The following is a 23,871-nucleotide window of genomic DNA, read 5'->3' as shown; positions in this document are numbered from 1 at the left end:
TAGCGAATAACACCTGCGGCTCTCTGGCTTAACTTCCATCAACACGTTACGGACGTAAGGATTTTTTGTGCTGATTATTCTGGGTTATATCGTGGTCGTCGGCTCCGTGTTGGGCGGCTACATGATGGTCGGTGGACATTTAGGTGCGCTTTATCAACCGTCGGAGCTGCTGATTATCGGCGGGGCCGGTATTGGTGCCTTTTTAGTCGGCAATAATGGCAAGTCGATCAAGAAGACATTAAAAGCGTTGCCATTGTTAATGCGCGGCTCGAAATATAACAAAGCCGTATACATGGATTTAATGGCGCTGCTTTATCGACTGATGGCGAAATCACGCCAGCAGGGCATGCTGTCATTAGAACGCGATATTGAAGACCCGAACCAGAGTGAAATTTTTGCTAACTATCCACGTATTTTGTCCGATAAACAGTTGGTGGACTTTATTACCGACTATTTACGTTTAATGGTTAGTGGAAATATGAATGCATTCGAAATCGAAGCCCTGATGGATGAAGAAATCGAAACTTACGAACACGAGTGTGAAGTACCAGCGCAAAGTATATCTGCAGTGGGTGATGGCTTACCGGCTTTCGGCATCGTGGCGGCGGTAATGGGCGTGGTTCACGCGCTGGCCTCGGCCGATCGTCCTGCGGCAGAGTTAGGGGCATTAGTGGCCCATGCGATGGTCGGTACTTTCCTCGGCATCCTGCTCGCCTACGGCTTTATCTCGCCGCTGGCATCCGTGCTGCGTCAGAAATGTGCCGAAACCACCAAGATGATGCAGTGCGTGAAAGTGACATTGCTCTCCAGCCTGAACGGCTACGCGCCGCAGATTGCGGTCGAGTTTGGTCGCAAAACGTTGTATTCCGCCGAGCGCCCGTCGTTTACCGAACTGGAAGAGCATGTGCGTAACGCGAAGAACCCGGCGAAACAAACTTCGGATGAGAATTCATGAAAGCTGGCAATCGCCCCATTGTGCTGGTTAAAAAGCGCAAACATAAAGGTCACCATGGCAGCCACGGTTCGTGGAAGATTGCCTATGCCGACTTTATGACGGCGATGATGGCGTTCTTTATGGTGATGTGGCTGCTCTCCATCTCCAGCCCCAAAGAGTTGGTACAAATTGCGGAATACTTCAAAACCCCGCTGCGGGTGGCATTAACCGGCGGCCAGCGCAGCAGCGACAGTGAAAGCCCGATCCCTGGCGGCGGTGACGATCCCACGCAGCAGAAGGGAGAAGTGAAGAAAATCGTTGATATGGATGCGCAGAAAAAAAAGCTGGAAGAGATTCGCCTGAATCGTCTGCGTGAAAAACTCGACCAGCTGATTGAAGCCGATCCGCGCCTGAAAGCACTGCGCCCGCACCTGATCATTAATATGGTGCAGGAGGGGCTGCGTATTCAGATTATCGATAGTCAGAATCGCCCGATGTTTAAAACCGGCAGTGCGGAAGTTGAGCCTTACATGCGCGATATTCTGCGCACCATCGCTCCGGTACTGAACGATATTCCCAACAAAATTAGCCTGTCAGGCCACACCGATGATATCCAGTATGCCAACGGCGATCGTGGCTACAGCAACTGGGAACTGTCGGCAGATCGTGCCAATGCCTCACGTCGTGAGTTGATGGTCGGTGGGTTGGACGGCAGCAAAATGCTGCGTGTGGTCGGTATGGCCGACACCATGAAGCTGAAAAACCGTGGTGCTAATGATGCAGTCAACCGCCGCATTAGCCTGCTGGTGTTGAATCACGACACCGAAGCGGCGATTGAAAAAGAGAATGCCGAGAGCGATGCCGTACAGGTGAGCGACCCGGCGCAAATTATTCCCGACATTACCGCACCGGCTGTACCGGCTGCGCCGACTGCTCCGACAGGTTCCACTGCGACACCGGCTGCGCCGGCTGCGACAGCGACACCTGCGGCAGTGGCCACTCCGGCGGCTGGCGCGGTGACACCAGACCAACCCTCACAGCCGAGGTGATCCCGTGAGCATGGACATCAGCGATTTTTACCAGACGTTTTTTGATGAAGCCGATGAGCTGTTAGCGGATATGGAGCAACACCTGTTGGGACTCGATCCCCAGGAGCCCGATTCCGAGCAGTTGAATGCCATTTTCCGCGCCGCCCACTCCATCAAAGGGGGCGCCGGTACGTTTGGCTTTACGGTTTTACAGGAAACCACCCACATCCTGGAAAACATTCTGGATGGTGCGCGCCGCGGCGAGATGCAGCTCAGCACCGATATCATCAACCTGTTTTTGGAAACCAAAGATATTATGCAAGAACAGCTCGATGCCTATAAAACGGCGCAGGAGCCGAATGCAGAAAGTTTTAAATACATCTGCGAAGCGCTGCGCCAACTGGCCCTGGAAGCAAAAGGCATCGCGCCTGAAGCGGCAAACGTCGCCGAGGTGGTGGCCATCGCTGCGCCGGCTGCCACCTCAGGCCTGCGCCTGCAGCTGGTTGATCTGAAAGAAAAAGAACCGGAGCTAATGCTGGAAGAGCTCGGCAACCTTGGCACGGTCAGCAATGTGATAAAGAGCGCGAATTCACTCGAGGTCACGATTGATGGCGTGGGCCAGGATGACATCGTCGCCGTGCTCTGTTTTGTGCTGGAAGAAGCACAAATCCTCTTCCCGCAAGAGCGCGCCCCCGCTGCTGCCGAGACGCCAATGGCCGACGCGGTGGTCGCGGAACCGGCACCGGTACAAACTGCCACCGTGACCGAGATTACCCCCGCCGCGAAACGCGAGCCTAAGCGTGCAGCGGCACCGGCGAAAGTGAGCGAATCCAGCAGCATTCGCGTGGCGGTGGAAAAAGTTGACCAGCTGATTAACCTGGTGGGCGAACTGGTGATCACCCAATCGATGCTGGCGCAGCGTTCTGGCGCGCTGGATCCGGTGGCACACGGTGACCTGCTGAATAGCATGGGACAGCTGGAACGCAACGCCCGCGATTTGCAGGAATCGGTGATGTCGATTCGTATGATGCCGATGGAGTATGTCTTCAGCCGCTTCCCACGGCTGGTACGCGATTTGGCCAGCAAGCTGGGCAAAGAAGTGGAGCTCACGCTACTCGGCAGCTCGACTGAACTGGATAAGAGTTTGATCGAACGCATCATCGATCCGTTAACGCACCTGGTGCGAAACAGCCTCGATCACGGCATCGAAACCCCGGAGAAACGCCTCGCGGCCAGCAAAACCGCGGTCGGTAATCTCACGCTGTCTGCGGAACATCAGGGCGGCAATATCTGCATCGAAGTGATCGATGACGGTGCCGGTCTCAACCGCGAACGCATCCTGGCCAAAGCGCTCTCATCCGGCTTGCCGGTCAGCGAAAGCATGAGCGATGAAGAAGTTGGCATGTTGATCTTCGCCCCTGGCTTCTCCACCGCCGAGCAGGTTACCGACGTGTCAGGCCGTGGCGTGGGCATGGACGTGGTGAAACGAAATATTCAGGAGATGGGCGGCCACGTCGAAATTTCCTCGAAGCAGGGTAAAGGCACTACCATTCGCATTCTGCTGCCACTGACGCTGGCGATCCTTGATGGCATGTCGGTGCGCGTGGCGAATGAAGTGTTCATTCTGCCGCTCAACGCGGTGATGGAATCGCTGCAGCCAACCGCCGAAGAGTTGAAACCGCTGGCCGGCGGCGAGCGCGTGCTGGAAGTGCGTGGCGAATATCTGCCGCTGGTGGAGCTGTGGAATGTGTTTGAGGTAGAGAACGCCAAAACAGACGCCACGCAAGGCATCGTGGTGATCCTGCAAAGCGCAGGCCGTCGCTACGCACTGCTGGTCGATCAGCTGATTGGGCAGCATCAGGTGGTAGTGAAGAACCTTGAAAGCAACTATCGCAAAGTGCCGGGCATCTCAGCCGCCACCATTCTTGGCGATGGTAGCGTGGCGCTGATTGTGGATGTCTCAGCACTGCAATCGTTGAACCGTGAAAAACGTGTGGCCGGTGCCGCAGCGTAATAGATAACCAAAGGGTAAAAAAATGACTGACATGGCAACCGTGACCAAAATCGCTGGCGAAACCGTTGGCCAGGAATTCTTAGTTTTCACTCTGGGTGACGAAGAGTACGGCATCGACATTCTGAAAGTGCAGGAGATCCGCGGCTACGATCAGGTCACCCGCATCGCCAATACGCCAGAGTTCATCAAAGGCGTCACCAATTTGCGCGGCGTGATCGTGCCAATTATCGACCTGCGAGTGAAATTCTCGCAGCCGGATGTGGAATATAACGAAAATACCGTGGTTATCGTGCTGAATCTGGTTCAGCGCGTGGTGGGTATTGTGGTTGACGGCGTTTCGGATGTGCTGTCGCTGACGCAAGAGCAGATTCGCCCGGCACCGGAATTTGCTGTCACCATGTCTACCGAATACCTCACCGGCCTTGGCGCGTTGGGTGAACGCATGCTGATTCTGGTCGACATCGAAAAGCTGCTGAGCAGCGAAGAGATGGCGCTGGTGGACAACCTGCGCTCCGCGTAAGAAACCAACGGGTCGCTGCGGCGGCCCGTTATCATCACGTCTATGAACTAATTCTTTGTTAGTAAACAAGAAAACAGTAAAATACCCGCGTTTTTCCTCAATATTCCAGCCGCTCAGTCGATAACTGCTCTGTACGATTTTTCTTCATTTTCCAGGGCAAGCTATGTTTACGAAAATCCGCGTTGTGACCAGTTTATTGCTGGTGTTGTTGGTATTTGGTTTTCTGCAGTTGTCGTCCGGCTCGCTGTTTTTCAAAGCGCTGAGCGATGACAAAAACAGTTTTAACGTTTCACAGCTGGCGAGCAAAAATATCGCCGCCATCAACGATGCCTTCATGAGTCTGAATCAAAGCCGCGTGGTATTAACCCGCATCCAGCTCCGCATGGCAACCAGCAAGCTCAGCGGCAGTGAAGCGGATGTGGCGGGCTTGTATGAAGACAGCAAAGCCTTCCAAAAAGATGCGGCGGATAACTACCAGCTGTTTAAAGCCACGCCGGATACGCCGGGACAGGATGCTGCGCTGAATCAGCGGGTTGATGATACCTATTCAGCTTACGCGCGCGCGCTGGCTCAGATGCAGGATGCGCTGGTGGCAAAAGATTTGGTGCAGGCCGGCAAGGTCCCGGTGGCGCCAAGCCAGAGTGCATTCCTGAAAGAGTACCGCCAGTGGCGTGCCGACCAGGACCGTTTAACGGCGGCGGGCGCGGCGGCCAACAGCCTGGCGTATCAGCACATGATATGGCTGCTGAGCGCGGTCATGGCGCTGGTGGTGGCCGTGATTGTGCTGTGCTGGTTTGGCATGCGCAAAATCCTGATTACCCCGCTCAACGGGAATATTCAACACATCCAGCATATCGCGCAGGGCGATCTCACCCAGCACATCGTTGTGACGGGACGTAATGAGATGAGCCAGCTGGCGGCCAGCCTGCATGATATGCAGCAGTCGCTGGTGCGTACGGTGAGTGATGTGCGCGACGGTTCGGATGCCATTTTTACCGGAGCCAGTGAGATTTCCGCCGGTAATAACGATCTCTCGGCGCGTACTGAAGAGCAGGCTGCCTCACTGGAGCAGACCGCGGCCAGCATGGAACAACTAACCGCAACGGTAAAACAGAACGCGGAAAATGCGCGTCAGGCGTCGCAGCTGGCGTTGAGCGCGTCAGAAACCGCCCAGAAGGGGGGCGATGTGGTGCAGGGCGTGGTGCGTACCATGAGCGACATCGCCGGTAGTTCGAGGAAAATTGCCGATATCACCAGCGTGATTGACGGCATCGCTTTCCAGACCAATATTCTGGCACTGAACGCTGCGGTAGAAGCTGCGCGTGCCGGGGAACAAGGGCGCGGATTTGCGGTCGTCGCGGGTGAGGTGCGTAATCTGGCGCAGCGTAGCGCTCAGGCGGCGAAAGAGATTAAAGCCTTGATTGAGGACTCGGTGAACCGCGTCAATTCAGGTTCGAAGCTGGTGGGCACCGCCGGTGAAACCATGAGCGATATCGTCAATGCGGTCACACGCGTCACCGATATCATGGGAGAAATTGCGTCGGCGTCAGATGAGCAGAGCCGCGGCATCGATCAGGTCGGCCAGGCCGTGACGGAGATGGATCGCGTCACGCAGCAGAACGCCTCGCTGGTGGAAGAGTCTGCCGCAGCGGCGGCCTCGCTGGAAGAGCAGGCGAGCCGCTTGAGCCAGTCGGTGGCGGTGTTCCGCGTGCCGCGTGCTGCATCTTCGCCGCCGCAGGCAACAGCGGGTATGCGTCACCCGCAGATTGCGCCGCCAACCCTGAGCGCACCGCGTAAAGCGGTGATCGCCGCGGCAGGCGACAGTAACTGGGAAACGTTTTAATTCGCTGAAAGTCCGGTCAGCATCAATGCCGACCGGACACGATTGACCCGTAGGGTCGCCATTCATGGCGACCAGAACAACCCTGAAAATGCGCCTTTATCGCTCACCCGATAAAGGCGCATTTTTTTTAGTGTTAATTTCTTTAGTTATAAAACACTGCAATCACACTAAAACACAGAATTTTAATTCGTAAAGTCGCATGGGCACCCTGAAAAATTCAGGTTGCCGGTCGATAACTGGGGGAGCCGAAACACATTTCTGGAGACCCCATGTTAAAACGAATCAATGTTGTGACCAGTTTAATCGTCGTATTGCTGGTTTTTGGTGCTTTGCAGTTATTTTCTGGCGGGCTGTTCTGGTCCGCATTACAAAAGGATAAAGAGGCATTTGCCGTTGCGCAGATCTCAAGCAACAACGTGGCAGCGATGTCCGATGCCTGGATCGAACTGAATCAAACGCGCACGGTACTGAATCGCGCCATGTTGCGTATGCAAGGCACCATGGCCGCGCAGGCTAACGGCGGTCAGCTCGGCGCGCTGATTGCGCAAACCGAAAAACAGCTCGATGTCGCCGCGGGCCATTATCAGCGTTATGCCAGTTTGCCCGCCACGCCGGGCTTGCCGCAGGCGCTGCGCGATAAGTTAGAAGCCAACTACGCTGCGTTTAACGACGGGCTGAAAGCGATGCTGGAACGCCTGAAGGCGAACGATCTACAAGGCATGTTTGCGCAAAATATCGAAACCAAACAGGTGGCAATGAAAGCCACCTACGAAGAGTGGCGCAGCGCGCAAAGTGAGCTGGCAGCGGAAGGCGTGGCGCAAAATCAGCGTGCTTTCCAGACCATGATGTGGCTATTGGCGGCGGTTGCGCTGGTTGTCGTGGTGGTCATTATCGGCTGCTGGTTTGGCCTGCGCAGCGTGCTGATCCAGCCGCTGCATCAATTACTGGGACATATTCGTCATATCGCGGCGGGCGATCTTACCCAAACCATTGCGGTGGAAGGACGTAACGAAATGAGCCAGCTGGCGAGCAGCCTGCATGAGATGCAGCAGTCGCTGGTTAGCACCGTAAGCAATGTGCGTGATGGTTCCGACGCCATTTTCACGGGCGCCAGCGAAATTTCTGCCGGGAACAACGATCTATCGGCGCGTACCGAAGAGCAAGCCGCGTCGCTGGAGCAAACGGCCGCCAGCATGGAACAGCTGACTGCCACGGTGAAACAGAACGCCGAGAATGCGCGTCAGGCATCACAGCTGGCGCTAAGCGCTTCTGATACCGCGCGCAAAGGCGGAGAAGTGGTGGATGGCGTTGTCCGTACCATGCATGACATTGCCGGTAGCTCGAAGAAAATCGCCGATATTATCAGTGTGATCGATGGCATTGCCTTCCAGACCAATATCCTGGCACTGAACGCGGCAGTGGAAGCGGCGCGTGCCGGTGAGCAGGGCCGTGGCTTTGCGGTGGTGGCCGGTGAAGTGCGTAACCTCGCACAGCGCAGCGCCCAGGCGGCGAAAGAGATCAAAGGGCTGATTGAAGATTCAGTTAATCGCGTGAATAACGGCTCTCAGCTGGTAGGCACCGCTGGTGAAACCATGAATGATATCGTCGGCGCGGTGACGCGTGTCACCGATATCATGGGTGAAATTGCCTCGGCTTCCGATGAGCAGAGCCGTGGCATCGACCAGGTAGGGCAAGCGGTAACCGAGATGGATCGCGTTACGCAGCAGAATGCCTCACTGGTGGAAGAGTCCGCCGCCGCCGCCGCTTCGCTGGAAGAGCAGGCCAGCCGTCTCAGCCAGTCGGTGTCGGTGTTCCGCATTCCGCGTGCATCGCAGGCTCAGCCGGTCAAAACTCCCCTCGCGCGTCAGGTCATCAACGCGCCGCGCAAAGTGGTTGCCGCGCCGGTCAGCGACGGTAACTGGGAAACGTTTTAACGCTGAGTAGCAGGTCGGCATACATGCCGACCCTACGAAATCGGTACTTCAGCCGCAGGGTCGCCATTGATGGCGACCTCCTTCCTCTTTCCCTCCACGAACACACATAAAGATCCCCTCGCATACGCCGATAACAGGAGCGTTCCGCCAACCAATGAGGTGTTTATGTTTAGTCGTATTCGTGTTGTTTCCGGTCTGCTGTTTGTGCTGGCGCTGTTTGCCTTACTGCAGCTGTTTTCGGGGGGAGTGTTCTATTCCACGGTGAAAGCCGATAAAGATAATTTTGCCTATAACCAGCGTCTCAGCACGCTGCAGCGGGCGATGGGCACCTCATGGGTATCGCTGGTGCAGGCGCGTAATACGCTAAACCGTGCGGGGATCCGCTATCTGCTGGACAGCCAGCAGGCAGGATCGGGCGCTACCGTAAAAGATCTGGTGGCGCTGGCAAGTGAGGAGTTGAAAAACGCGGATGCGGGGTTCGCCGAATTTAACGCCAATTTGTCCGAAAAGGGCAAAACGGCGGAAAACGTGCTGACGCTGCAGGCCAACTACAACGCCTATCGTGGGGCGCTGAGCGAGCTGATCGATTTCCTGGGAAGCGGGAATTTCAAAGGATTTGTCGATCAGCCGACGCAAGGATTCCAGGACAAATTTGCTAAAGATTACAACGCGTGGATGGCCTACAACATCGTGCTGGCCAATAAAGGGGTGGAGTCCAATAACGCGGCCTACAGCCAATCCATCATGCTGGTGGTTGGCACGTTGCTGGTGACCTTGCTGGTGATTGCGTTGGTATGGAGCGGTATGCGCAGCGTGCTGATCCGTCCGCTGAAGCAGAGCATCGAGCATATCCGTCATATCGCCCGCGGTGACTTGACGCAGCAGGTGGAAATCAACGTGCGCAATGAGATGGGCGAGTTGCTCACTTCGCTGCAAGAGATGCAGCAAGCGCTGGCGAGTACGGTGCGTACCGTACGTGATGGCTCCGATGCCATTTATACCGGTGCCAGCGAAATCGCCATGGGCAATAACGATCTCTCCTCGCGTACCGAGCAGCAGGCGGCCTCGCTGGAAGAGACAGCGGCCAGCATGGAGCAGCTTACCGCCACGGTGAAACAGAACGCGGAAAACGCCCGCCAGGCATCGAAGCTGGCGCTAACCGCCTCAGAAACTGCGCAGCAGGGCGGCAAAGTGGTGGATGGCGTGGTTACTACCATGAAAGAGATTACCGGCAGTTCGAAGAAAATCGCTGACATCATTAGCGTGATTGATGGCATCGCCTTCCAGACCAACATCCTCGCACTGAACGCAGCGGTTGAAGCCGCGCGCGCCGGTGAGCAGGGCCGTGGTTTTGCTGTGGTGGCGGGTGAAGTGCGCAGCCTGGCACAGCGCAGTGCGCAAGCGGCCAAAGAGATTAAAGCCTTGATTGAAGACTCGGTTAGCCGCGTCAACACCGGCTCAGTGCTGGTAGAGAGCGCTGGCGAAACCATGACGCATATCGTGAATGCGGTCACGCGCGTCACCGACATCATGGGCGAAATCGCCTCGGCGTCGGACGAGCAGAGTCGTGGTATCGATCAGGTTGGACTGGCGGTGAATGAGATGGATCGCGTCACGCAGCAGAACGCCGCGTTGGTTGAGGAGTCTGCCACTGCCGCCGCCGCGCTGGAAGATCAGGCAAGTCGACTGAAACAGTCGGTTGCGGTGTTCAATATTGGTAAAGAATTTGTCGTTCAGGCCGTTAACGTATCTACAGCGGCAAAAAATTTGCGTTCGGTAGCGCCAAAAACACTGGCACAACCCGCAGGCGCACGTAGCTCTGACGATAACTGGGAAACCTTTTAACCCTTGTGGCCGCCGCAGGGCGGCCCCTAAGCATGGCGCGACTGGCAGCACAGTAGCAACCGCAGTATCACAATTTAATCAGTTTGTTGCCGGGTGACCTGAAATGAAGAAATCGACGTTATTGGATCAAAGTGAAGCGACAACGCTGCTCTCGCAAATGGTGCAGCGTTTACCGCTCTCGGATACTCATTTTCGTCGTATTAGCCAGCTGATCTATCAGCGAGCGGGCATTGTGCTGGCCGACCATAAGCGCGAGATGGTTTACAACCGTTTAGTGCGTCGCCTGCGTATGCTGAATATTGATGACTTTGGCCGCTATCTGGCGCTGCTGGAACAGGACCAAAACAGTGCGGAGTGGCAGGCATTTATCAATGCGCTGACCACCAACCTGACCTCCTTCTTCCGCGAGGCGCACCACTTTCCGATCCTCGCGGAACATGCGCGCAAGCGTACGGGTAATTACAGCGTCTGGAGCACGGCCGCCTCAACGGGCGAAGAGCCATACTCCATTGCCATGACGCTGGCAGAAACGCTGGGCACCGGCCCGGGCAAGTTCCAGGTGCATGCCAGCGATATCGATACGCAGGTGTTAGAAAAAGCCGTTGCCGGCGTCTATCGCCAGGAAGAGCTGCGCACCTTGTCGCAGTCGCAGCTGCAGCGCTTTTTCCTGCGCGGTACCGGTCCGCACGAAGGCATGGTGCGCGTGCGTCCTGACCTCGCCAACATGGTGAACTATACGCAACTGAATTTACTGGCTCATGACTGGGCGTTGCCCGGTCCGTTCGACGCCATTTTTTGTCGCAACGTTATGATTTACTTCGATAAAGAGACGCAGGAACAGATTCTGCGCCGTTTCGTGCCCCTGCTGAAACCCGGCGGCCTGTTGTTTGCTGGGCATTCAGAGAACTTTAGTCAGATCAGCAAAGAGTTCTGGCTGCGTGGACAGACAGTCTATGGACTGAGCAAGGAAAGACGATGAGCAAAATCACCGTGATGTGCGTGGATGACTCTGCGCTAATGCGTCAGCTGATGACGGAAATCATCAACAGCCATCCCGATATGGAGATGGTCGCGAGTGCGCCAGATCCGCTGGTGGCACGGGATTTAATCAAACAATACAACCCACAGGTGTTAACGCTGGATGTGGAAATGCCGCGCATGGATGGTCTCGACTTCCTTGAGAAGCTGATGCGCCTGCGTCCGATGCCGGTGGTGATGGTCTCTTCACTGACCGGCAAAGGCTCTGAAGTGACGCTGCGCGCGCTGGAGTTAGGCGCGGTGGATTTCGTCACCAAACCGCAGCTCGGCATCCGCGAAGGCATGCTGGCCTATAGCCAGATGATTGCCGATAAGATTCGCGCCGCAGCGCGCGCCAAACTGCATGCGCGTGCGGCCTCGCCGATGCCGGTGACGCTTAAGGCCGGTCCACTGCTGAGTAGCGAAAAGCTGATTGCCATCGGCTCTTCCACCGGCGGCACCGAGGCGATTCGCCACGTACTCCAGCCGCTGCCGGCCACCAGCCCGGCACTGCTGATTACGCAACATATGCCGCCAGGGTTTACCCGCTCGTTTGCCGAGCGGCTGAACAAGCTGTGCCAGATCACCGTGAAAGAAGCGGAGGATGGCGAGCGTATTTTGCCGGGCCATGCCTATATCGCGCCGGGCGCAATGCACATGGAACTGGGGCGCAGTGGCGCCAACTATGTGGTGAAACTGAATGACGGTCCGCCGGTGAACCGACACAAGCCCTCGGTGGATGTGTTGTTCCGTTCGGTGGCGATCCATGCAGGACGAAATGCGGTTGGGGTGATCCTGACGGGGATGGGGAATGACGGCGCGGCCGGGATGCTGGAAATGCATCGCGCGGGTGCCTGGACCATCGCCCAGGATGAAGCCAGCTGCGTGGTATTTGGCATGCCGCGCGAAGCGATAGCGATGGGCGGCACCAGTGAAGTGGTCGATTTAGGCCACATCAGTCAGCACATGCTGGCGAAAATTAGCGCCGGACAGGCATTGCGAATTTAACGAGCCCGTCCTGCTGGACGAGACAACACAGGAGTAGATATGGCTGATAAAAATATGCGCTTTTTGGTGGTGGATGACTTCAATACGATGCGTCGTATCGTCCGTAACCTGCTAAAAGAGCTGGGATTCAATAACGTCGAAGAAGCAGAAGACGGCGTGGATGCGCTGACCAAACTGCGTGCTGGCGGCTTTGATTTCGTGGTCTCTGATTGGAACATGCCCAACATGGACGGTCTGGAACTGCTGCAGACCATTCGTGCAGATGCCGCGCTGAGTAAACTGCCGGTGCTGATGGTGACTGCCGAAGCGAAGAAAGAAAACATCATCGCGGCAGCACAGGCGGGTGCCAGTGGCTACGTAGTGAAACCGTTCACTGCCGCCACGCTGGAAGAGAAGTTAGGCAAAATATTCGAAAAACTGGGTATGTAAGGAGATGTGATGAGCGACCTTCCGAAATCAACCGAAGAAGCCTCGGCACACGACATTATTACCCGCATCGGCTCACTGACGCGCATGCTGCGTGACAGTCTGCGTGAGCTCGGGTTAGACCAGGCGATTGCTGAAGCGGCGGAAGCGATTCCTGATGCGCGCGATCGTCTGGACTATGTTGTGCAAATGACGGCGCAGGCGGCTGAACGTGCGTTGAACTGCGTTGAAGCCGCGCAGCCACACCAGGACCAAATGGAAGCCAACGCCAACCAGCTGAAAGGCCGCTGGGACGCGTGGTTTGAAAATCCGATTGAACTGACCGATGCGCGCGAGTTGGTTTCGGATACGCGCCAGTTCCTGACTGACGTTCCGGGACACACGTCGTATACCAATAAGCAGTTGCTCGAAATCATGATGGCACAGGATTTCCAGGACCTTACCGGTCAGGTGATCAAGCGCATGATGGATGTGATTCAGGAGATCGAACGTCAACTGCTGATGGTGCTGCTGGAAAACATGCCAGAAGCGAACGCGGCGGCCCGTAAAGAGGGCAATAGCCTGCTGAACGGTCCGCAGATCCATGCCAATGCACCCGGCGTGGTGGCGAACCAGGATCAGGTTGATGACCTGCTGGATAGCTTAGGGTTTTAATTTTTCCGCGAGCGGTCGGCATAAATGCCGGCCCTACAAAACTGCGTAGGGTGGGCATTTATGCCCACCTGGTCAACGCGTGCCGTAACATCACGATGCCGCACGTTTTCTTAACCCTTCCGCTCAGCAAAATCGTTGTCCCCGGCTCGTCATTGTCCTAATCCGCACCCGACATCCCCGGCACTTAGCGCAGAATGTGCTAGGGTAGACAGATGCAATTTTGTGATCTACCTCTAATTATGAGCTGAGCCGAACCCTATTTTTGACTATGTTATCTACTTTGCTATCACTCAAAAGCGTGCGTTACGTTTCTGGCATATCCTTACTGGCCGCTGCCACGCCCGCTCTGGCGCTGATTACCGATACTAAACTCTCGGATACGCCGTTTAGCGATCCCACACGTTTCCAGAAAATGGCCGATGCGTTGCCAGCATTGGGCTATCAGGATGAAACGGCGGCATTCGATAAAAAACTGGCGACCATCGCGAAAAGTATTGGCGAAGCCAGCCAGAACAGCAGTGATGATAATGCCCTGAGCCAGCAAGCCAGCCTCTGGGCTTTTAATCATTTCCGCGATGAGGTGGGAAGTCGGCTGGTGGATGAAGGGCAGTCGCTGCTGTCACCTTATGGCAGAGCGCAGATCGACTTTAACGTCGATATCGACGGAAACTTCAACGGTAGCGGCGCCTCACTGCTGACACCCTGGGCCGATAACTACCGTTATCTGACGTTCAGCCAGGTGGGGTTTCATCAGACCGATGATGGATTGGTGGGCAACGTTGGCCTTGGCCAGCGCTGGGTCGCGGGTAAATGGTTGCTGGGTTATAACGGTTTTGTCGATCGCATGTTCAATAGCGGGCAGCAACGTGCCTCGCTGGGAACGGAAGCGTGGGGCGATTATCTGCGTTTTTCCGCCAATTATTACACCCCGCTGTCAGGGTGGCAGGATCGCGATCCCTTCCAGCAGCAGCGTCTGGCGCGTGGCTATGACTTCACCACGCAGGGCTATTTGCCTCAGTATCGTCAGTTAGGCGCATCGGTCAGCTGGCAGCAATATCTGGGGGATGACGTTGATCTCTTTAGTTCCGGTAACCGCTACCATAATCCTTCAGCGCTCACGTTTGGTGTGACCTATACGCCGGTGCCGCTGGTCACGCTGTCGGCCAGCCATAAAACCAGTGATACCGGTGAAAGCCAGGATCAGCTGGGCTTACGCCTCAACTACCGTTTTGGTGTGGCGCTGAGCCAGCAGTTGAGCCCCAATAACGTTGCGGAAGCACACTCGCTGCGCGGCAGCCGCTACGATAATGTCACGCGTTCCACCACGCCGGTGCTGGAGTTCCGTCAGCGCAAAACGCTATCGGTATTTCTCGCTACGCCGCCGTGGCAGCTGAATGGCGGGGAAAGTTTGCCGCTTAAATTGCAGATTCGTAGCACCAATCCCATCGCGAAAGTGCTGTGGCAGGGCGATACCCAGGCGCTGAGCCTGACGCCAGGCGCGAATCCGAATGATCCTCAGGGCTGGAGCGTGATTATCCCCGCGTGGGATAGCTCGCCAGGGGCTCGCAACAGTTATCGCTTGTCGGTGATGCTGGAGGACACTAAGCAGAATCACGTCACATCGAATGAAATCATCCTACAGCTGCAGCCGCCATTCTCGCTGGATCAGGACCAGGAGAGCCGCTTTAATTTGCTGGCACCCTGAGAAAACAAAAAAATGGGCAGCTTGCGCTGCCCTTTGCTCATCTTCAGCCGACACTAGCCGAAGATGCCATGAGGGTACTGCCGGTTAAAACTGATACACCAAACCTACCGCGGTCACATCGTCAGTTGGAATATTCAGCGCATTGTTGTCTTTCAACAGGTTGATTTTATATTCGCTGTACACGGACATGTTTTTGTTGAAGTAGTAGGTTACGCCGACTGCAACGTATTTAAAGATGTCAGCATCGCCAATATTTTCAATGTCTTTGCCTTTCGACGAGACATAGCCAACAGAGGGACGCAGGCCGTTCAGGAACTGATACTGCGCAACCGCTTCAAAGTTCACTGCTTTGTTCGCAAAGCCACCGCTAATTGGCGTGGCGTTCAGCGTTTCGCCGTAGATGGTGGCCAGGTAGATCTGGTTAGCATCGTATTTCAGGCCGGCAGTCCAGTGCTGTGCTTTCTCGCCTTCACCACGTGTGGCCAGGTTCTGCGCATTGGTGCGATCCAGGCTGGCGTATGCGCCGACCAAACTCAAACCGAAATCGAAATCATAGGAGGTAGAGAGCGCGTAGCCATCCCCATTCGAACGGCGCACCGCGACACTCGGATCGGTGCGATCGTTTTTACCTTCATACTGAGCGGCCACGCTCCAGCCTTTTACCAGACCGAAGAAATCTTTATTGCGCCAGGTCAGCACGCCGCCCGAGCGGCCAGAAAGAAATGCATCGGTATAACCGGAATCACCGCCGAAGAATGGCAGCATATCGGTATAGCCCAGCACGTCATAGATCAGGCCATAGTTACGACCATAATCCACGGAACCGAACTGACCAAACTTCAGACCGGCAAAGCCCAGACGGGTTTTGTTGCCGGTCTGCGCGTCGGTGCCTTCAGAGTTGCTCAAGCTGTACTGGTACTGCCACTGACCATATCCGGTCAGTTGGTCATTAATTTTGGTTTCGCCTTTAAAGCCCAGACGGGTATAAGACGAATTATCACCATCGGCCGCATCGTTATCAGAAAACAGATGCGAGACGTTAATTTTGCCGGTCAGATCCAGCTTATTGCCATCTTTGTTATAGATTTCGGCGGCCTGAGCCGTAGAAAGTCCCAGCAGTAAAGGCATCACTGCTGCCAGTAAGGAGCGCTTCATCATTTAATTTTTACCCTGTGATATTTTTTAATTTTATCCCCAGATTTGGGGTGAAAAGAAAATGACACAAAAGGTTCAAGATCGACAGTGCAATATATGTAACTAAATATTTCCAATTGGCTTTTTGTGTGATTTTTAATCTTTAATTCCATTATGCGGAATTTTACATTGGAGAAACTTATCCATAATAAGCAAGGGTTAAAACTAGAAATAATACTTAGTTAATTGATATTAGTGCAATTTTTATAAATTAAAGATGCGTAAATATCTTAAATTCATTGTTGGTTAAATAGCACAAGCCTATGCATTATTGTTCCAAAGGAAATATTCAAATCTGGCTAATCATTAGCAGGGTAATTACTTGGTTCATGGCTTTGTGTCTGTTTATTTCCATTATGATAATAACCTTCGTCATGAAATGATATTGAACGTTGGATAAACGCATGCCTGCTTAAATAATATTCAACCCTGCTACGCAATTGTTAAAACACTCTGACATTGAGCACGCCCGGTTCGACCCACTTTTTATCTTTATTTGCACCACGCGCGAGCATGTATGCCCCAAAAAAGTGCTTCAGCTGCGCCTTTTTGGCGAAATATTTCCTGTGCGATCACAAAAGCAATATTTCATTTTGCAGATGCATAAATCCGCTAAATAAATCTCTGGCGTTCAACGTTCATCAGACATTTATTCACTTTTTATGCAATTTATGTGAATAGTGGTGGTGATTAAGTTATTGATATTTCGTAGTGTCCAGGCATTTATGCATTTTCCCTGCTGGCTGGCACGCTAACTGCAATATACAGTAGAGCGGTCACTTAACATTTTTAACAATTTTAAAACAAAGGCTTTGCTAAATGTGAAGCAGGAGAACGGGCTATGTCACTGCAGGTTTCGCGTCACGATTTCGATCAATGGATGATGCCGGTTTATGCTCCGGCGGCTTTTGTACCGGTACGCGCTGAGGGCTCGACGCTGTGGGATCAGCAGGGAAAAGAGTATATCGATTTTGCCGGCGGCATTGCCGTTAACGCGCTGGGTCATGCACATCCTGCGTTACAACAGGCGCTGACTGAGCAAGCCGGTAAATTGTGGCATACCGGGAATGGCTACACCAATGAACCGATCCTGCGTCTTGCCAAACAGCTGATTGATGCCACTTTTGCCGACCGCGTGTTCTTTTGTAACTCCGGTGCTGAAGCGAATGAAGCGGCACTTAAGCTGGCGCGTAAAACGGCACACGATCGTTTCGGGGCCGAGAAAAATGGCATCGTGGCGTTTAAGAATGCCTTCCACGGCCGCACGCTGTTCACCGTGACTGCGGGTGGGCAGCCAGCTTACTCCCGTGATTTTTCTCCGCTGCCTCCGGCGATTGACCATGCTGTCTTTAACGATTTGGCGTCAGCGGCGGCGTTAATTAATGATCAAACTTGCGCGGTGATCGTCGAGCCTATCCAGGGTGAAGGTGGCGTGCTGCCTGCCGACCCTTCCTTCCTGCGCGGCCTGCGTGAACTGTGCGATAAACATCACGCGGTGCTGATCTTTGATGAGGTACAGAGCGGCGTAGGCCGTACCGGTTCGCTGTATGCCTACATGCACTACGGTGTGACGCCAGATGTGCTCACCACCGCTAAAGCGCTGGGTGGCGGCTTCCCGATTGGTGCCATGTTAACGCGCGAAGATTTGGCGCAGGTGATGGGCGTGGGTACGCATGGCACCACCTATGGCGGCAACCCGCTGGCCGGTGCCGTGGCGGGAAAAGTGATGGAGCTGATCAATCAGCCTGATTTCATGGCGGGCGTTGCCGAGCGTCATCAATGGTTTGTCGCCGCGCTGCAAGAGTTGAATCAGCGTCTGCCGGTATTTAAAGAAGTACGCGGCCTTGGCCTGTTAATTGGCGCGGTACTCAATGACGACTTCGCCGGTAAAGCCAAGCAGTTCAACCTTACTGCCGCCGAAGAGGGCGTAATGGTTCTGATTGCTGGCGCCAACGTGGTGCGCTTTGCGCCCGCGCTCAACATCAGCGAGCGTGAGGTGAAGGAAGGATTGGCACGCTTCGAACGTGCCTGTGAACGCGTGCTCAAAGGAGCCACATCATGATGGTCATTCGCCCCGTCGAACGTGACGATCTTGCGCAGTTATTGTCGCTGGCGGGCAAAACTGGAGGCGGCTTAACCTCGCTGCCTGCGGATAGCGATACGCTTAAAGCCCGCATTGAGCGGTCGCTGCTCACCTGGCAAGGCGCGCTGCCGCGTGCCGAACAAGGCTATGTGTTCGTGCTGGCCGACAGCGAAGACAATCGCGCCGTCGGCATCTGTGCCATTGAGGTCGCCGTTGGCTTGCAGGATCCCTGGTATAACTTCCGCGTGGGGACGCAGGTGCATGCCTCGAAAGAACTTAACGTTTACGCCAGTTTACCCACGCTATCGCTGAGCAACGATCACACCGGCAGCAGCGAGATGTGTACCCTGTTTCTCGATCCCGATTACCGCGATGGCAAGAATGGTCATCTGCTATCGAAATCGCGCTTTCTGTTTATGGCTAACTTCCGCGATCGCTTTATGAAACGTGTTGTTGCGGAGATGCGTGGCGTCAGCGATGACAACGGGCATTCGCCATTTTGGGATAGCGTAGGTAGCCGCTTCTTCTCCATGGAGTTCAGTAAAGCGGACTTCCTCAGCGGCACCGGACAGAAAGCGTTTATCGCCGAGCTGATGCCGAAACATCCGCTCTACATTCACTACCTGTCTGAAGCAGCGCAAAAAGTGATTGGCGAGGTGCACCCCAAAACGGCGCCGGCGCGCGCGGTGCTGGAGGCAGAAGGATTCCGCTACCTCAACTATGTCGACATTTTTGACGGCGGCCCCACGCTGGAGTGCGAAATCGATCGCATCCGCGCCATTCGCAAGAGTCGGCTACTGCATGCCGCCGAGGGAGAAGCCGAGGAGAGCTGGCCGCTTTGCCTGGTGGCCAATGCAGATTACCAACATTTCCGGGTAGCGATGCTGCCGGTAGATATCGCTTCCGGCGTGGTGCGTCTTAATGAGCGCCAGCGCACGGCGCTGCACTGTAACAATGGCGATGAGCTGCGTGTGGTCACGCTGTGTCGCGAGGAGAAAAAAGCATGACGCATTTTATTAATGGTCAATGGGTGACCGGCGGCGCTGACGCCTTGAGCAAAAACAATCCGGTTACCGGCGAGACACTGTGGCAGGGCAAGGCCGCCAGCGGTGAGCAAGTAGCGGCAGCCTGTGAAGCGGCGCGCGCGGCGTTCCCGCAGTGGGCGAGAATGCCTTTTACGCAGCGTCAGGAACGGGTAGAGCGCTTTGCGCGTTTACTCGAAAGCCATAAAACCGCGCTGGCGGAAACCATCGCGCAGGAAACCGGCAAGCCGCGCTGGGAAACCCTGACGGAAGTGCAGGCGATGATCAATAAAATTGCCATTTCAATTAAGGCTTACCACAGTCGCACCGGCGAGCAGGCGGAAGGTGAAAGCTCACTGCGCCATCGTCCACACGGCGTGCTGGCGGTGTTTGGTCCTTACAATTTCCCCGGCCATCTGCCAAACGGTCATATTGTACCTGCGCTGCTGGCAGGTAACTGTGTGGTGTTTAAGCCGAGCGAACTGACGCCTAAAACCGCCGAAAAAACCGTTGAGCTGTGGCAGCAAGCGGGATTACCCGCAGGAGTGATTGCGTTGGTGCAGGGCGGCCGTGAAACGGGTCAGGCGCTGGCGAATGCGTCACAAATTGATGGCCTGCTGTTTACCGGCAGCGCCGCCACTGGATACCACCTGCATCGTCAGTTTGCCGGCCAGCCGGAAAAAATGCTGGCGCTGGAGATGGGCGGCAACAACGCGTTGATTGTCGACGATCCTGCCGATCGCGATGGCGCGGTGCATATTGCCATTCAGTCGGCCTTTATTACTGCTGGACAACGTTGCACCTGTGCGCGCCGTCTGCTGGTGAAGCGGGGTGCGGCAGGTGATGCCTTCCTGCAACGTTTAGTCGAGGTGTCCGCACGCCTGCAGCCTGGCGCGTGGAACGCCGAGCCGCAGCCATTTATGGGCAGCGTCATCTCGCCAGCGGCGGCCGGACAGATTTTTGCCGCCTGGCAGCAGCACGTTGAACGCGGCGGCAAAGTGTTACTGGCGATGCATTGGCCGGATCGTGACAGCGCAATCATCACCCCGGGCATTATTGATGTGACGGATGTTGCTGACCTCCCCGATGAGGAGGTGTTTGGTCCGCTGCTGCAGGTGATTCGCTATGACAGCTTTGAACAGGCGATTGCTATCGCCAATAACACTCGCTATGGCTTGTCATGCGGCTTGATTTCACCGCAGCGCGCGCAGTTTGATCAACTGTTACTGGAGGCGCGCGCCGGGATTGTTAACTGGAACAAACCGCTCACCGGAGCGGCCAGCACCGCGCCATTTGGTGGCATTGGTGCCTCGGGCAACCACCGCGCCAGTGCGTGGTATGCAGCAGATTACTGCGCCTGGCCGATGGCCTCGCTGGAAAGTCCAAGTCTGGCAATGCCTGCCAGCTTGTCGCCGGGACTCGATTTCTCGCCACAGGGAGCAAAATAATGAAAGCGTTTGAAGCCAACTTTGATGGATTGGTCGGTTTGACGCACCATTATGCCGGGCTGTCGTTTGGTAATGAGGCGTCGACGCGCAATCAGCTGCAACCTTCGAATCCGCGTTTGGCGGCGAAACAGGGGTTGCTGAAGATGAAAACGCTGGCTGATATGGGCTACGTGCAGGGGGTCATCCCGCCGCATGAGCGTCCTAATCTGCCGCTGCTGCGTCAGCTTGGCTTTAGCGGCAGCGATGAGCAAGTGCTGGCGCAAGCGGCAAAGCAGGCACCGCAACTGCTTTCGTCGGCTAGCTCGGCTTCAGCTATGTGGGTGGCGAATGCCGCTACGGTTTCTCCCTCGGCTGACAGCGCCGATGGTCGCGTCCACTTCACCGTCGCCAACCTCAATAACAAATTCCATCGCGCTATCGAAGCGCCGGAAACGGCCGATCTTTTGCGCGCCATTTTCCGCGACACGCAGCACTTCAGCGTGCACGATGCGTTACCACAGGTGGCGCAGTTTGGTGATGAAGGTGCGGCGAATCATAATCGCTTTGGCGCTGACTATGGTGAAGCTGGCGTGCAGTTGTTTATCTATGGTCGTGATGGCCAGCAGCAGGGTGCCACACCTGCACGCTATCCGGCACGGCAAACGCGTGAGGCCAGCGAAGCGGTGGCGCGTTTGCATCAGCTTAACCCTGAGCGCACGCTGTTTGCCCAGCAGAATCCAGCGGTTATTGACCAGGGCGTATTCCATAACGATGTGATTGCGGTGAGTAATCAGCAGGTGCTGTTCTGCCATCAGGATGCATTTGTTAATCAACCGCAACTGCTCAACGATCTCGCCGCGCGCGTCAGCGGTTTCCAGCCGATTGAAGTGCCGCGTGATAGCGTCTCGGTTAGCGATGCAGTAAATACGTATTTGTTTAACAGCCAGCTGTTACAACGTGCTGAGGGTGGCATGCTGCTGGTGCTGCCGGAAGAGTCGCGTCAACATGCTGGCGTGTGGCGCTATCTCAGTGAGCTGGTGGAGAGCGGCGGCCCCATTCGTGAACTTAGCGTGTTTGACCTGCGAGAAAGTATGTTTAACGGTGGCGGTCCAGCATGTTTACGCTTGCGCGTGGTGTTAACGGAAGCTGAGCGCCAGGCGCTGAATCCAGCCGTACTGATGAACGATCGTCTGTTCGCCACATTGAATGATTGGGTTGACCGTCACTATCGCGATCGCTTAACCCAGGCGGATTTAGCCGATCCGCAGCTTCTGCGTGAAGGGCGCATTGCGCTGGATGAGCTGACGCAGCTGCTAGACTTAGGCAGTGTCTACGCGTTTCAGCGTTAACGCCGGGGCGAGAGGTTCGCCCCACGTCGTTAAAAAAGGAGTGAACATGCAGGATTTTTTACAGCAGACACTGTCTGGTGTGCCGCCACAGCAAAAAGAGGGCAGCAACGAACATCTTCGTTGGCAATGGCATAATGAGGGACTGTTGTCCCTCACACCGCATACCGCGACGCAGCAGGCTTTAGTGCTTTCCGCCGGCATTCACGGCAATGAAACCGCGCCGGTTGAAATTCTCAACCTATTGATGACGCCGCTGTTAAAAGGTGAAAAGCCGCTAGCGGTGCGCCTGCTGGTGATTTTAGGTAATCCCGCGGCGTTACGCAGCGGTAAACGCTATCAGCAATACGATATCAACCGGCTGTTTGGCGGACGCTGGCAGCAGGTGGCTGATGTGCCGGAAGCGCAGCGTGTGTTACAGCTGGAGCAGGAGCTGGAGAATTTCTGGCGTGCCTGCCTCGATCATGAAGTGCGCTGGCATCTCGATCTGCATACTGCTATTCGCGGCTCATATCATGCGCGATTTGGCGTGATGCCACTCAATCCGAATCCGTGGCCTGAAGAATTTATGCATTGGTTAGCGGCGGCGGAACTGGAAGCGCTGGTGTTCCATCGTTCACCCGGCGGCACCTTTACCCATTACAGCTGTGAACACCATGATGCGGCGAGCTGCACGCTAGAGCTGGGAAAAGCTTTACCTTTTGGTGAAAACGATTTGAGCCAGTTTGCTGGGGTACAGCAGGCGCTGGCGGCGCTGCTGTATGGCGAGACGTTGCCGGACGTGCGTGAACGTCCGCGTCATTATCGCGTGGCGCAGCAAATTACCCGCCACGGTGAGAAGTTTGTCCTGCATATGGGGCCGGAAACCTTGAACTTTACCGCCTTCCCGCAGGGCACGCTGCTGGCAGAGGAGGGCGACACGCGCTATTACGTGCAGCAAGCGCGCGAATTTGTGCTGTTTCCCAATCCTCACGTCGCACCAGGATTACGTGCAGGACTGATGCTGGTGGAAGAGAATGAGCAGACGCAGGCGCTGGCGCTTTAATGTGCTTTCACCTTCACCCTAATCCTCTCCCGCCGATGGGAGAGGGACATTTCGGAGATGACGCTGGCACCGCGCACATTTCCCTTTCTGAAAACCGACAATGCCGTTACACTCCTCCTTAATTCCTGCCTTTTTCCTTTGATTGTCATAAACTTTTTCAAATCCTCACGCATTTCTTCGCTTTCTCTCCATGATTGCCTGATTTTTGTCTTTTATGCTTTCAGGGCTTTACTCAGCCTCTGAGTAGTTGACGTTCAGCGTCGTATGCTTGTTTCCGAAGACGCGACACAGGCTGTCGTCATTAAACTGATAAGTAAGGACAATATTATGCGTAAATTAACTTCTGTTTTCCTGGCTACCGCAATGGCTCTTGGTGCTGCAAATATCGTCCATGCTGCGGCAGACAATCTGACTCCGCCGCCAGCGGGCAGTGAAAAACCGATGCACAAGCCGCCGATGCGCCATCACGGCATGGAGATGATGTTTAAAGGACTGAATCTAACGGATGCGCAGAAAGCGCAAATCAAAACTATCCTGCGAGATAGCCATAAAGAGATGAAACGCCCGTCGCTGGAAGAGCGTCGTGCTGACCATGCCATCATCGCTTCCGATACCTTTGACCGCGCGAAAGCCGAAGCGCAGGCCGAGAAGATGACCGCGAACGCGAAAGATCGCGCTCTGCAGATGATGGAAACCCAGAACAAAATCTATAACGTGCTGACGCCAGAACAGAAAAAACAGTACAACGCGAACTTTGAGAAACGCTTAACGGAAAAAGGTCCGCACGATGGCAAAACCCCGCCAGCGCCGGCTGATGCTGAGTAAG

General features: G+C 55.2%; 19 protein-coding genes. 18 read left to right on the top strand and 1 reads right to left on the bottom strand.

The window, feature by feature from the left end:
- Window positions 1-67: 67 nt before the first annotated feature.
- From motA to CRO19_RS00725, 12 genes are all read left to right on the top strand, one after another.
- On the top strand, window positions 68-955 hold the full coding sequence (motA, locus tag CRO19_RS00780; RefSeq protein WP_097094151.1) for a flagellar motor stator protein MotA: 888 nt from the start codon (window positions 68-70) through the stop codon (window positions 953-955).
- Window positions 952-1,983 carry a flagellar motor protein MotB gene (gene motB, locus CRO19_RS00775; protein WP_097094150.1) on the top strand — a complete coding sequence of 344 codons (1,032 nt, stop codon included), beginning with the start codon at window positions 952-954 and terminating at the stop codon, window positions 1,981-1,983. Before motA ends, motB begins: the two co-directional genes overlap by 4 nt.
- 10 nt (window positions 1,984-1,993) lie before the next feature.
- Window positions 1,994-3,976 (top strand): chemotaxis protein CheA, encoded by a 1,983-nt coding sequence (cheA, locus tag CRO19_RS00770; protein WP_176519184.1) that lies wholly within the window; start codon window positions 1,994-1,996, stop codon window positions 3,974-3,976.
- A gap of 22 nt (window positions 3,977-3,998) precedes the next feature.
- Window positions 3,999-4,496: a chemotaxis protein CheW gene (cheW, locus tag CRO19_RS00765; protein WP_097094148.1), complete on the top strand. Its 498-nt coding sequence runs from the start codon at window positions 3,999-4,001 to the stop codon at window positions 4,494-4,496.
- Window positions 4,497-4,659: 163 nt separating this feature from the next.
- Window positions 4,660-6,339: a methyl-accepting chemotaxis protein gene (locus CRO19_RS00760; protein ID WP_097094147.1), complete on the top strand. Its 1,680-nt coding sequence runs from the start codon at window positions 4,660-4,662 to the stop codon at window positions 6,337-6,339.
- A 269-nt stretch (window positions 6,340-6,608) separates the two neighbouring features.
- A complete protein-coding gene (locus tag CRO19_RS00755; protein WP_097094146.1) occupies window positions 6,609-8,273 on the top strand; it encodes a methyl-accepting chemotaxis protein in 1,665 nt (554 codons plus the stop codon).
- Window positions 8,274-8,438: 165 nt separating this feature from the next.
- Window positions 8,439-10,118: a methyl-accepting chemotaxis protein gene (locus tag CRO19_RS00750; RefSeq protein WP_097094145.1), complete on the top strand. Its 1,680-nt coding sequence runs from the start codon at window positions 8,439-8,441 to the stop codon at window positions 10,116-10,118.
- A gap of 103 nt (window positions 10,119-10,221) precedes the next feature.
- The gene (gene cheR, locus CRO19_RS00745) at window positions 10,222-11,097 is read left to right on the top strand and encodes a protein-glutamate O-methyltransferase CheR (protein WP_097094144.1); all 876 of its coding nucleotides are present in this window, start codon (window positions 10,222-10,224) and stop codon (window positions 11,095-11,097) included.
- A complete protein-coding gene (locus CRO19_RS00740; RefSeq protein WP_097094143.1) occupies window positions 11,094-12,143 on the top strand; it encodes a protein-glutamate methylesterase/protein-glutamine glutaminase in 1,050 nt (349 codons plus the stop codon). Before cheR ends, CRO19_RS00740 begins: the two co-directional genes overlap by 4 nt.
- 39 nt (window positions 12,144-12,182) lie before the next feature.
- Window positions 12,183-12,572 (top strand): chemotaxis response regulator CheY, encoded by a 390-nt coding sequence (gene cheY / locus CRO19_RS00735; protein WP_007892562.1) that lies wholly within the window; start codon window positions 12,183-12,185, stop codon window positions 12,570-12,572.
- A gap of 9 nt (window positions 12,573-12,581) precedes the next feature.
- The gene (gene cheZ / locus CRO19_RS00730) at window positions 12,582-13,223 is read left to right on the top strand and encodes a protein phosphatase CheZ (RefSeq protein ID WP_097094142.1); all 642 of its coding nucleotides are present in this window, start codon (window positions 12,582-12,584) and stop codon (window positions 13,221-13,223) included.
- 268 nt (window positions 13,224-13,491) lie between these two features.
- Entirely contained in the window at window positions 13,492-14,928 is a 1,437-nt protein-coding gene (locus CRO19_RS00725; RefSeq protein WP_176519183.1) for a YchO/YchP family invasin, read from the top strand.
- Window positions 14,929-15,012: 84 nt separating this feature from the next.
- Here CRO19_RS00725 and CRO19_RS00720 read toward each other — a convergent pair whose 3' ends face one another.
- Window positions 15,013-16,086, bottom strand: coding sequence for a porin (locus CRO19_RS00720; RefSeq protein WP_097094141.1), 1,074 nt, complete (start codon window positions 16,084-16,086; stop codon window positions 15,013-15,015).
- 877 nt (window positions 16,087-16,963) lie between these two features.
- Between CRO19_RS00720 and CRO19_RS00715 the strand changes: the two genes are divergently transcribed.
- The 6 genes from CRO19_RS00715 (at window position 16,964) to spy (ending at window position 23,870) form a co-directional block, all read left to right on the top strand.
- Window positions 16,964-18,184 (top strand): aspartate aminotransferase family protein, encoded by a 1,221-nt coding sequence (locus tag CRO19_RS00715; RefSeq protein WP_097094140.1) that lies wholly within the window; start codon window positions 16,964-16,966, stop codon window positions 18,182-18,184.
- Window positions 18,181-19,212, top strand: a complete 1,032-nt coding sequence (gene astA / locus CRO19_RS00710; protein ID WP_097094139.1) for an arginine N-succinyltransferase — start codon at window positions 18,181-18,183, stop codon at window positions 19,210-19,212. The genes CRO19_RS00715 and astA overlap by 4 nt, the downstream gene beginning before the upstream one ends.
- A complete protein-coding gene (gene astD / locus CRO19_RS00705) occupies window positions 19,209-20,675 on the top strand; it encodes a succinylglutamate-semialdehyde dehydrogenase (RefSeq protein ID WP_097094138.1) in 1,467 nt (488 codons plus the stop codon). The genes astA and astD overlap by 4 nt, the downstream gene beginning before the upstream one ends.
- The gene (gene astB, locus CRO19_RS00700; RefSeq protein WP_097094137.1) at window positions 20,675-22,003 is read left to right on the top strand and encodes an N-succinylarginine dihydrolase; all 1,329 of its coding nucleotides are present in this window, start codon (window positions 20,675-20,677) and stop codon (window positions 22,001-22,003) included. The genes astD and astB overlap by 1 nt, the downstream gene beginning before the upstream one ends.
- Before the next feature lie 46 nt (window positions 22,004-22,049).
- The gene (gene astE / locus CRO19_RS00695) at window positions 22,050-23,045 is read left to right on the top strand and encodes a succinylglutamate desuccinylase (protein WP_097094136.1); all 996 of its coding nucleotides are present in this window, start codon (window positions 22,050-22,052) and stop codon (window positions 23,043-23,045) included.
- Window positions 23,046-23,372: 327 nt separating this feature from the next.
- Window positions 23,373-23,870 (top strand): ATP-independent periplasmic protein-refolding chaperone Spy, encoded by a 498-nt coding sequence (spy, locus tag CRO19_RS00690; RefSeq protein WP_097094135.1) that lies wholly within the window; start codon window positions 23,373-23,375, stop codon window positions 23,868-23,870.
- Window position 23,871: the final 1 nt, after the last annotated feature.

Source organism: Candidatus Pantoea floridensis (assembly GCF_900215435.1).
Lineage (GTDB): Bacteria > Pseudomonadota > Gammaproteobacteria > Enterobacterales > Enterobacteriaceae > Pantoea > Pantoea floridensis.
This window is presented reverse-complemented; position numbering and strand designations above follow the sequence as displayed.

Coding starts and splice junctions, on each gene's coding strand:
- CRO19_RS00750 (WP_097094145.1), top strand. CDS start 8,439: ATGTTTAGTCGTATTCGTGTTGTTTCCGGTCTGCTGTTTGTGCTGGCG.
- cheZ (WP_097094142.1), top strand. CDS start 12,582: ATGAGCGACCTTCCGAAATCAACCGAAGAAGCCTCGGCACACGACATT.
- astE (WP_097094136.1), top strand. CDS start 22,050: ATGCAGGATTTTTTACAGCAGACACTGTCTGGTGTGCCGCCACAGCAA.
- CRO19_RS00715 (WP_097094140.1), top strand. CDS start 16,964: ATGTCACTGCAGGTTTCGCGTCACGATTTCGATCAATGGATGATGCCG.
- CRO19_RS00720 (WP_097094141.1), bottom strand. CDS start 16,086: ATGATGAAGCGCTCCTTACTGGCAGCAGTGATGCCTTTACTGCTGGGA.
- CRO19_RS00760 (WP_097094147.1), top strand. CDS start 4,660: ATGTTTACGAAAATCCGCGTTGTGACCAGTTTATTGCTGGTGTTGTTG.
- cheR (WP_097094144.1), top strand. CDS start 10,222: ATGAAGAAATCGACGTTATTGGATCAAAGTGAAGCGACAACGCTGCTC.
- astD (WP_097094138.1), top strand. CDS start 19,209: ATGACGCATTTTATTAATGGTCAATGGGTGACCGGCGGCGCTGACGCC.
- CRO19_RS00755 (WP_097094146.1), top strand. CDS start 6,609: ATGTTAAAACGAATCAATGTTGTGACCAGTTTAATCGTCGTATTGCTG.
- cheY (WP_007892562.1), top strand. CDS start 12,183: ATGGCTGATAAAAATATGCGCTTTTTGGTGGTGGATGACTTCAATACG.
- cheA (WP_176519184.1), top strand. CDS start 1,994: ATGGACATCAGCGATTTTTACCAGACGTTTTTTGATGAAGCCGATGAG.
- spy (WP_097094135.1), top strand. CDS start 23,373: ATGCGTAAATTAACTTCTGTTTTCCTGGCTACCGCAATGGCTCTTGGT.
- cheW (WP_097094148.1), top strand. CDS start 3,999: ATGACTGACATGGCAACCGTGACCAAAATCGCTGGCGAAACCGTTGGC.
- CRO19_RS00740 (WP_097094143.1), top strand. CDS start 11,094: ATGAGCAAAATCACCGTGATGTGCGTGGATGACTCTGCGCTAATGCGT.
- astB (WP_097094137.1), top strand. CDS start 20,675: ATGAAAGCGTTTGAAGCCAACTTTGATGGATTGGTCGGTTTGACGCAC.
- motB (WP_097094150.1), top strand. CDS start 952: ATGAAAGCTGGCAATCGCCCCATTGTGCTGGTTAAAAAGCGCAAACAT.
- CRO19_RS00725 (WP_176519183.1), top strand. CDS start 13,492: ATGTTATCTACTTTGCTATCACTCAAAAGCGTGCGTTACGTTTCTGGC.
- astA (WP_097094139.1), top strand. CDS start 18,181: ATGATGGTCATTCGCCCCGTCGAACGTGACGATCTTGCGCAGTTATTG.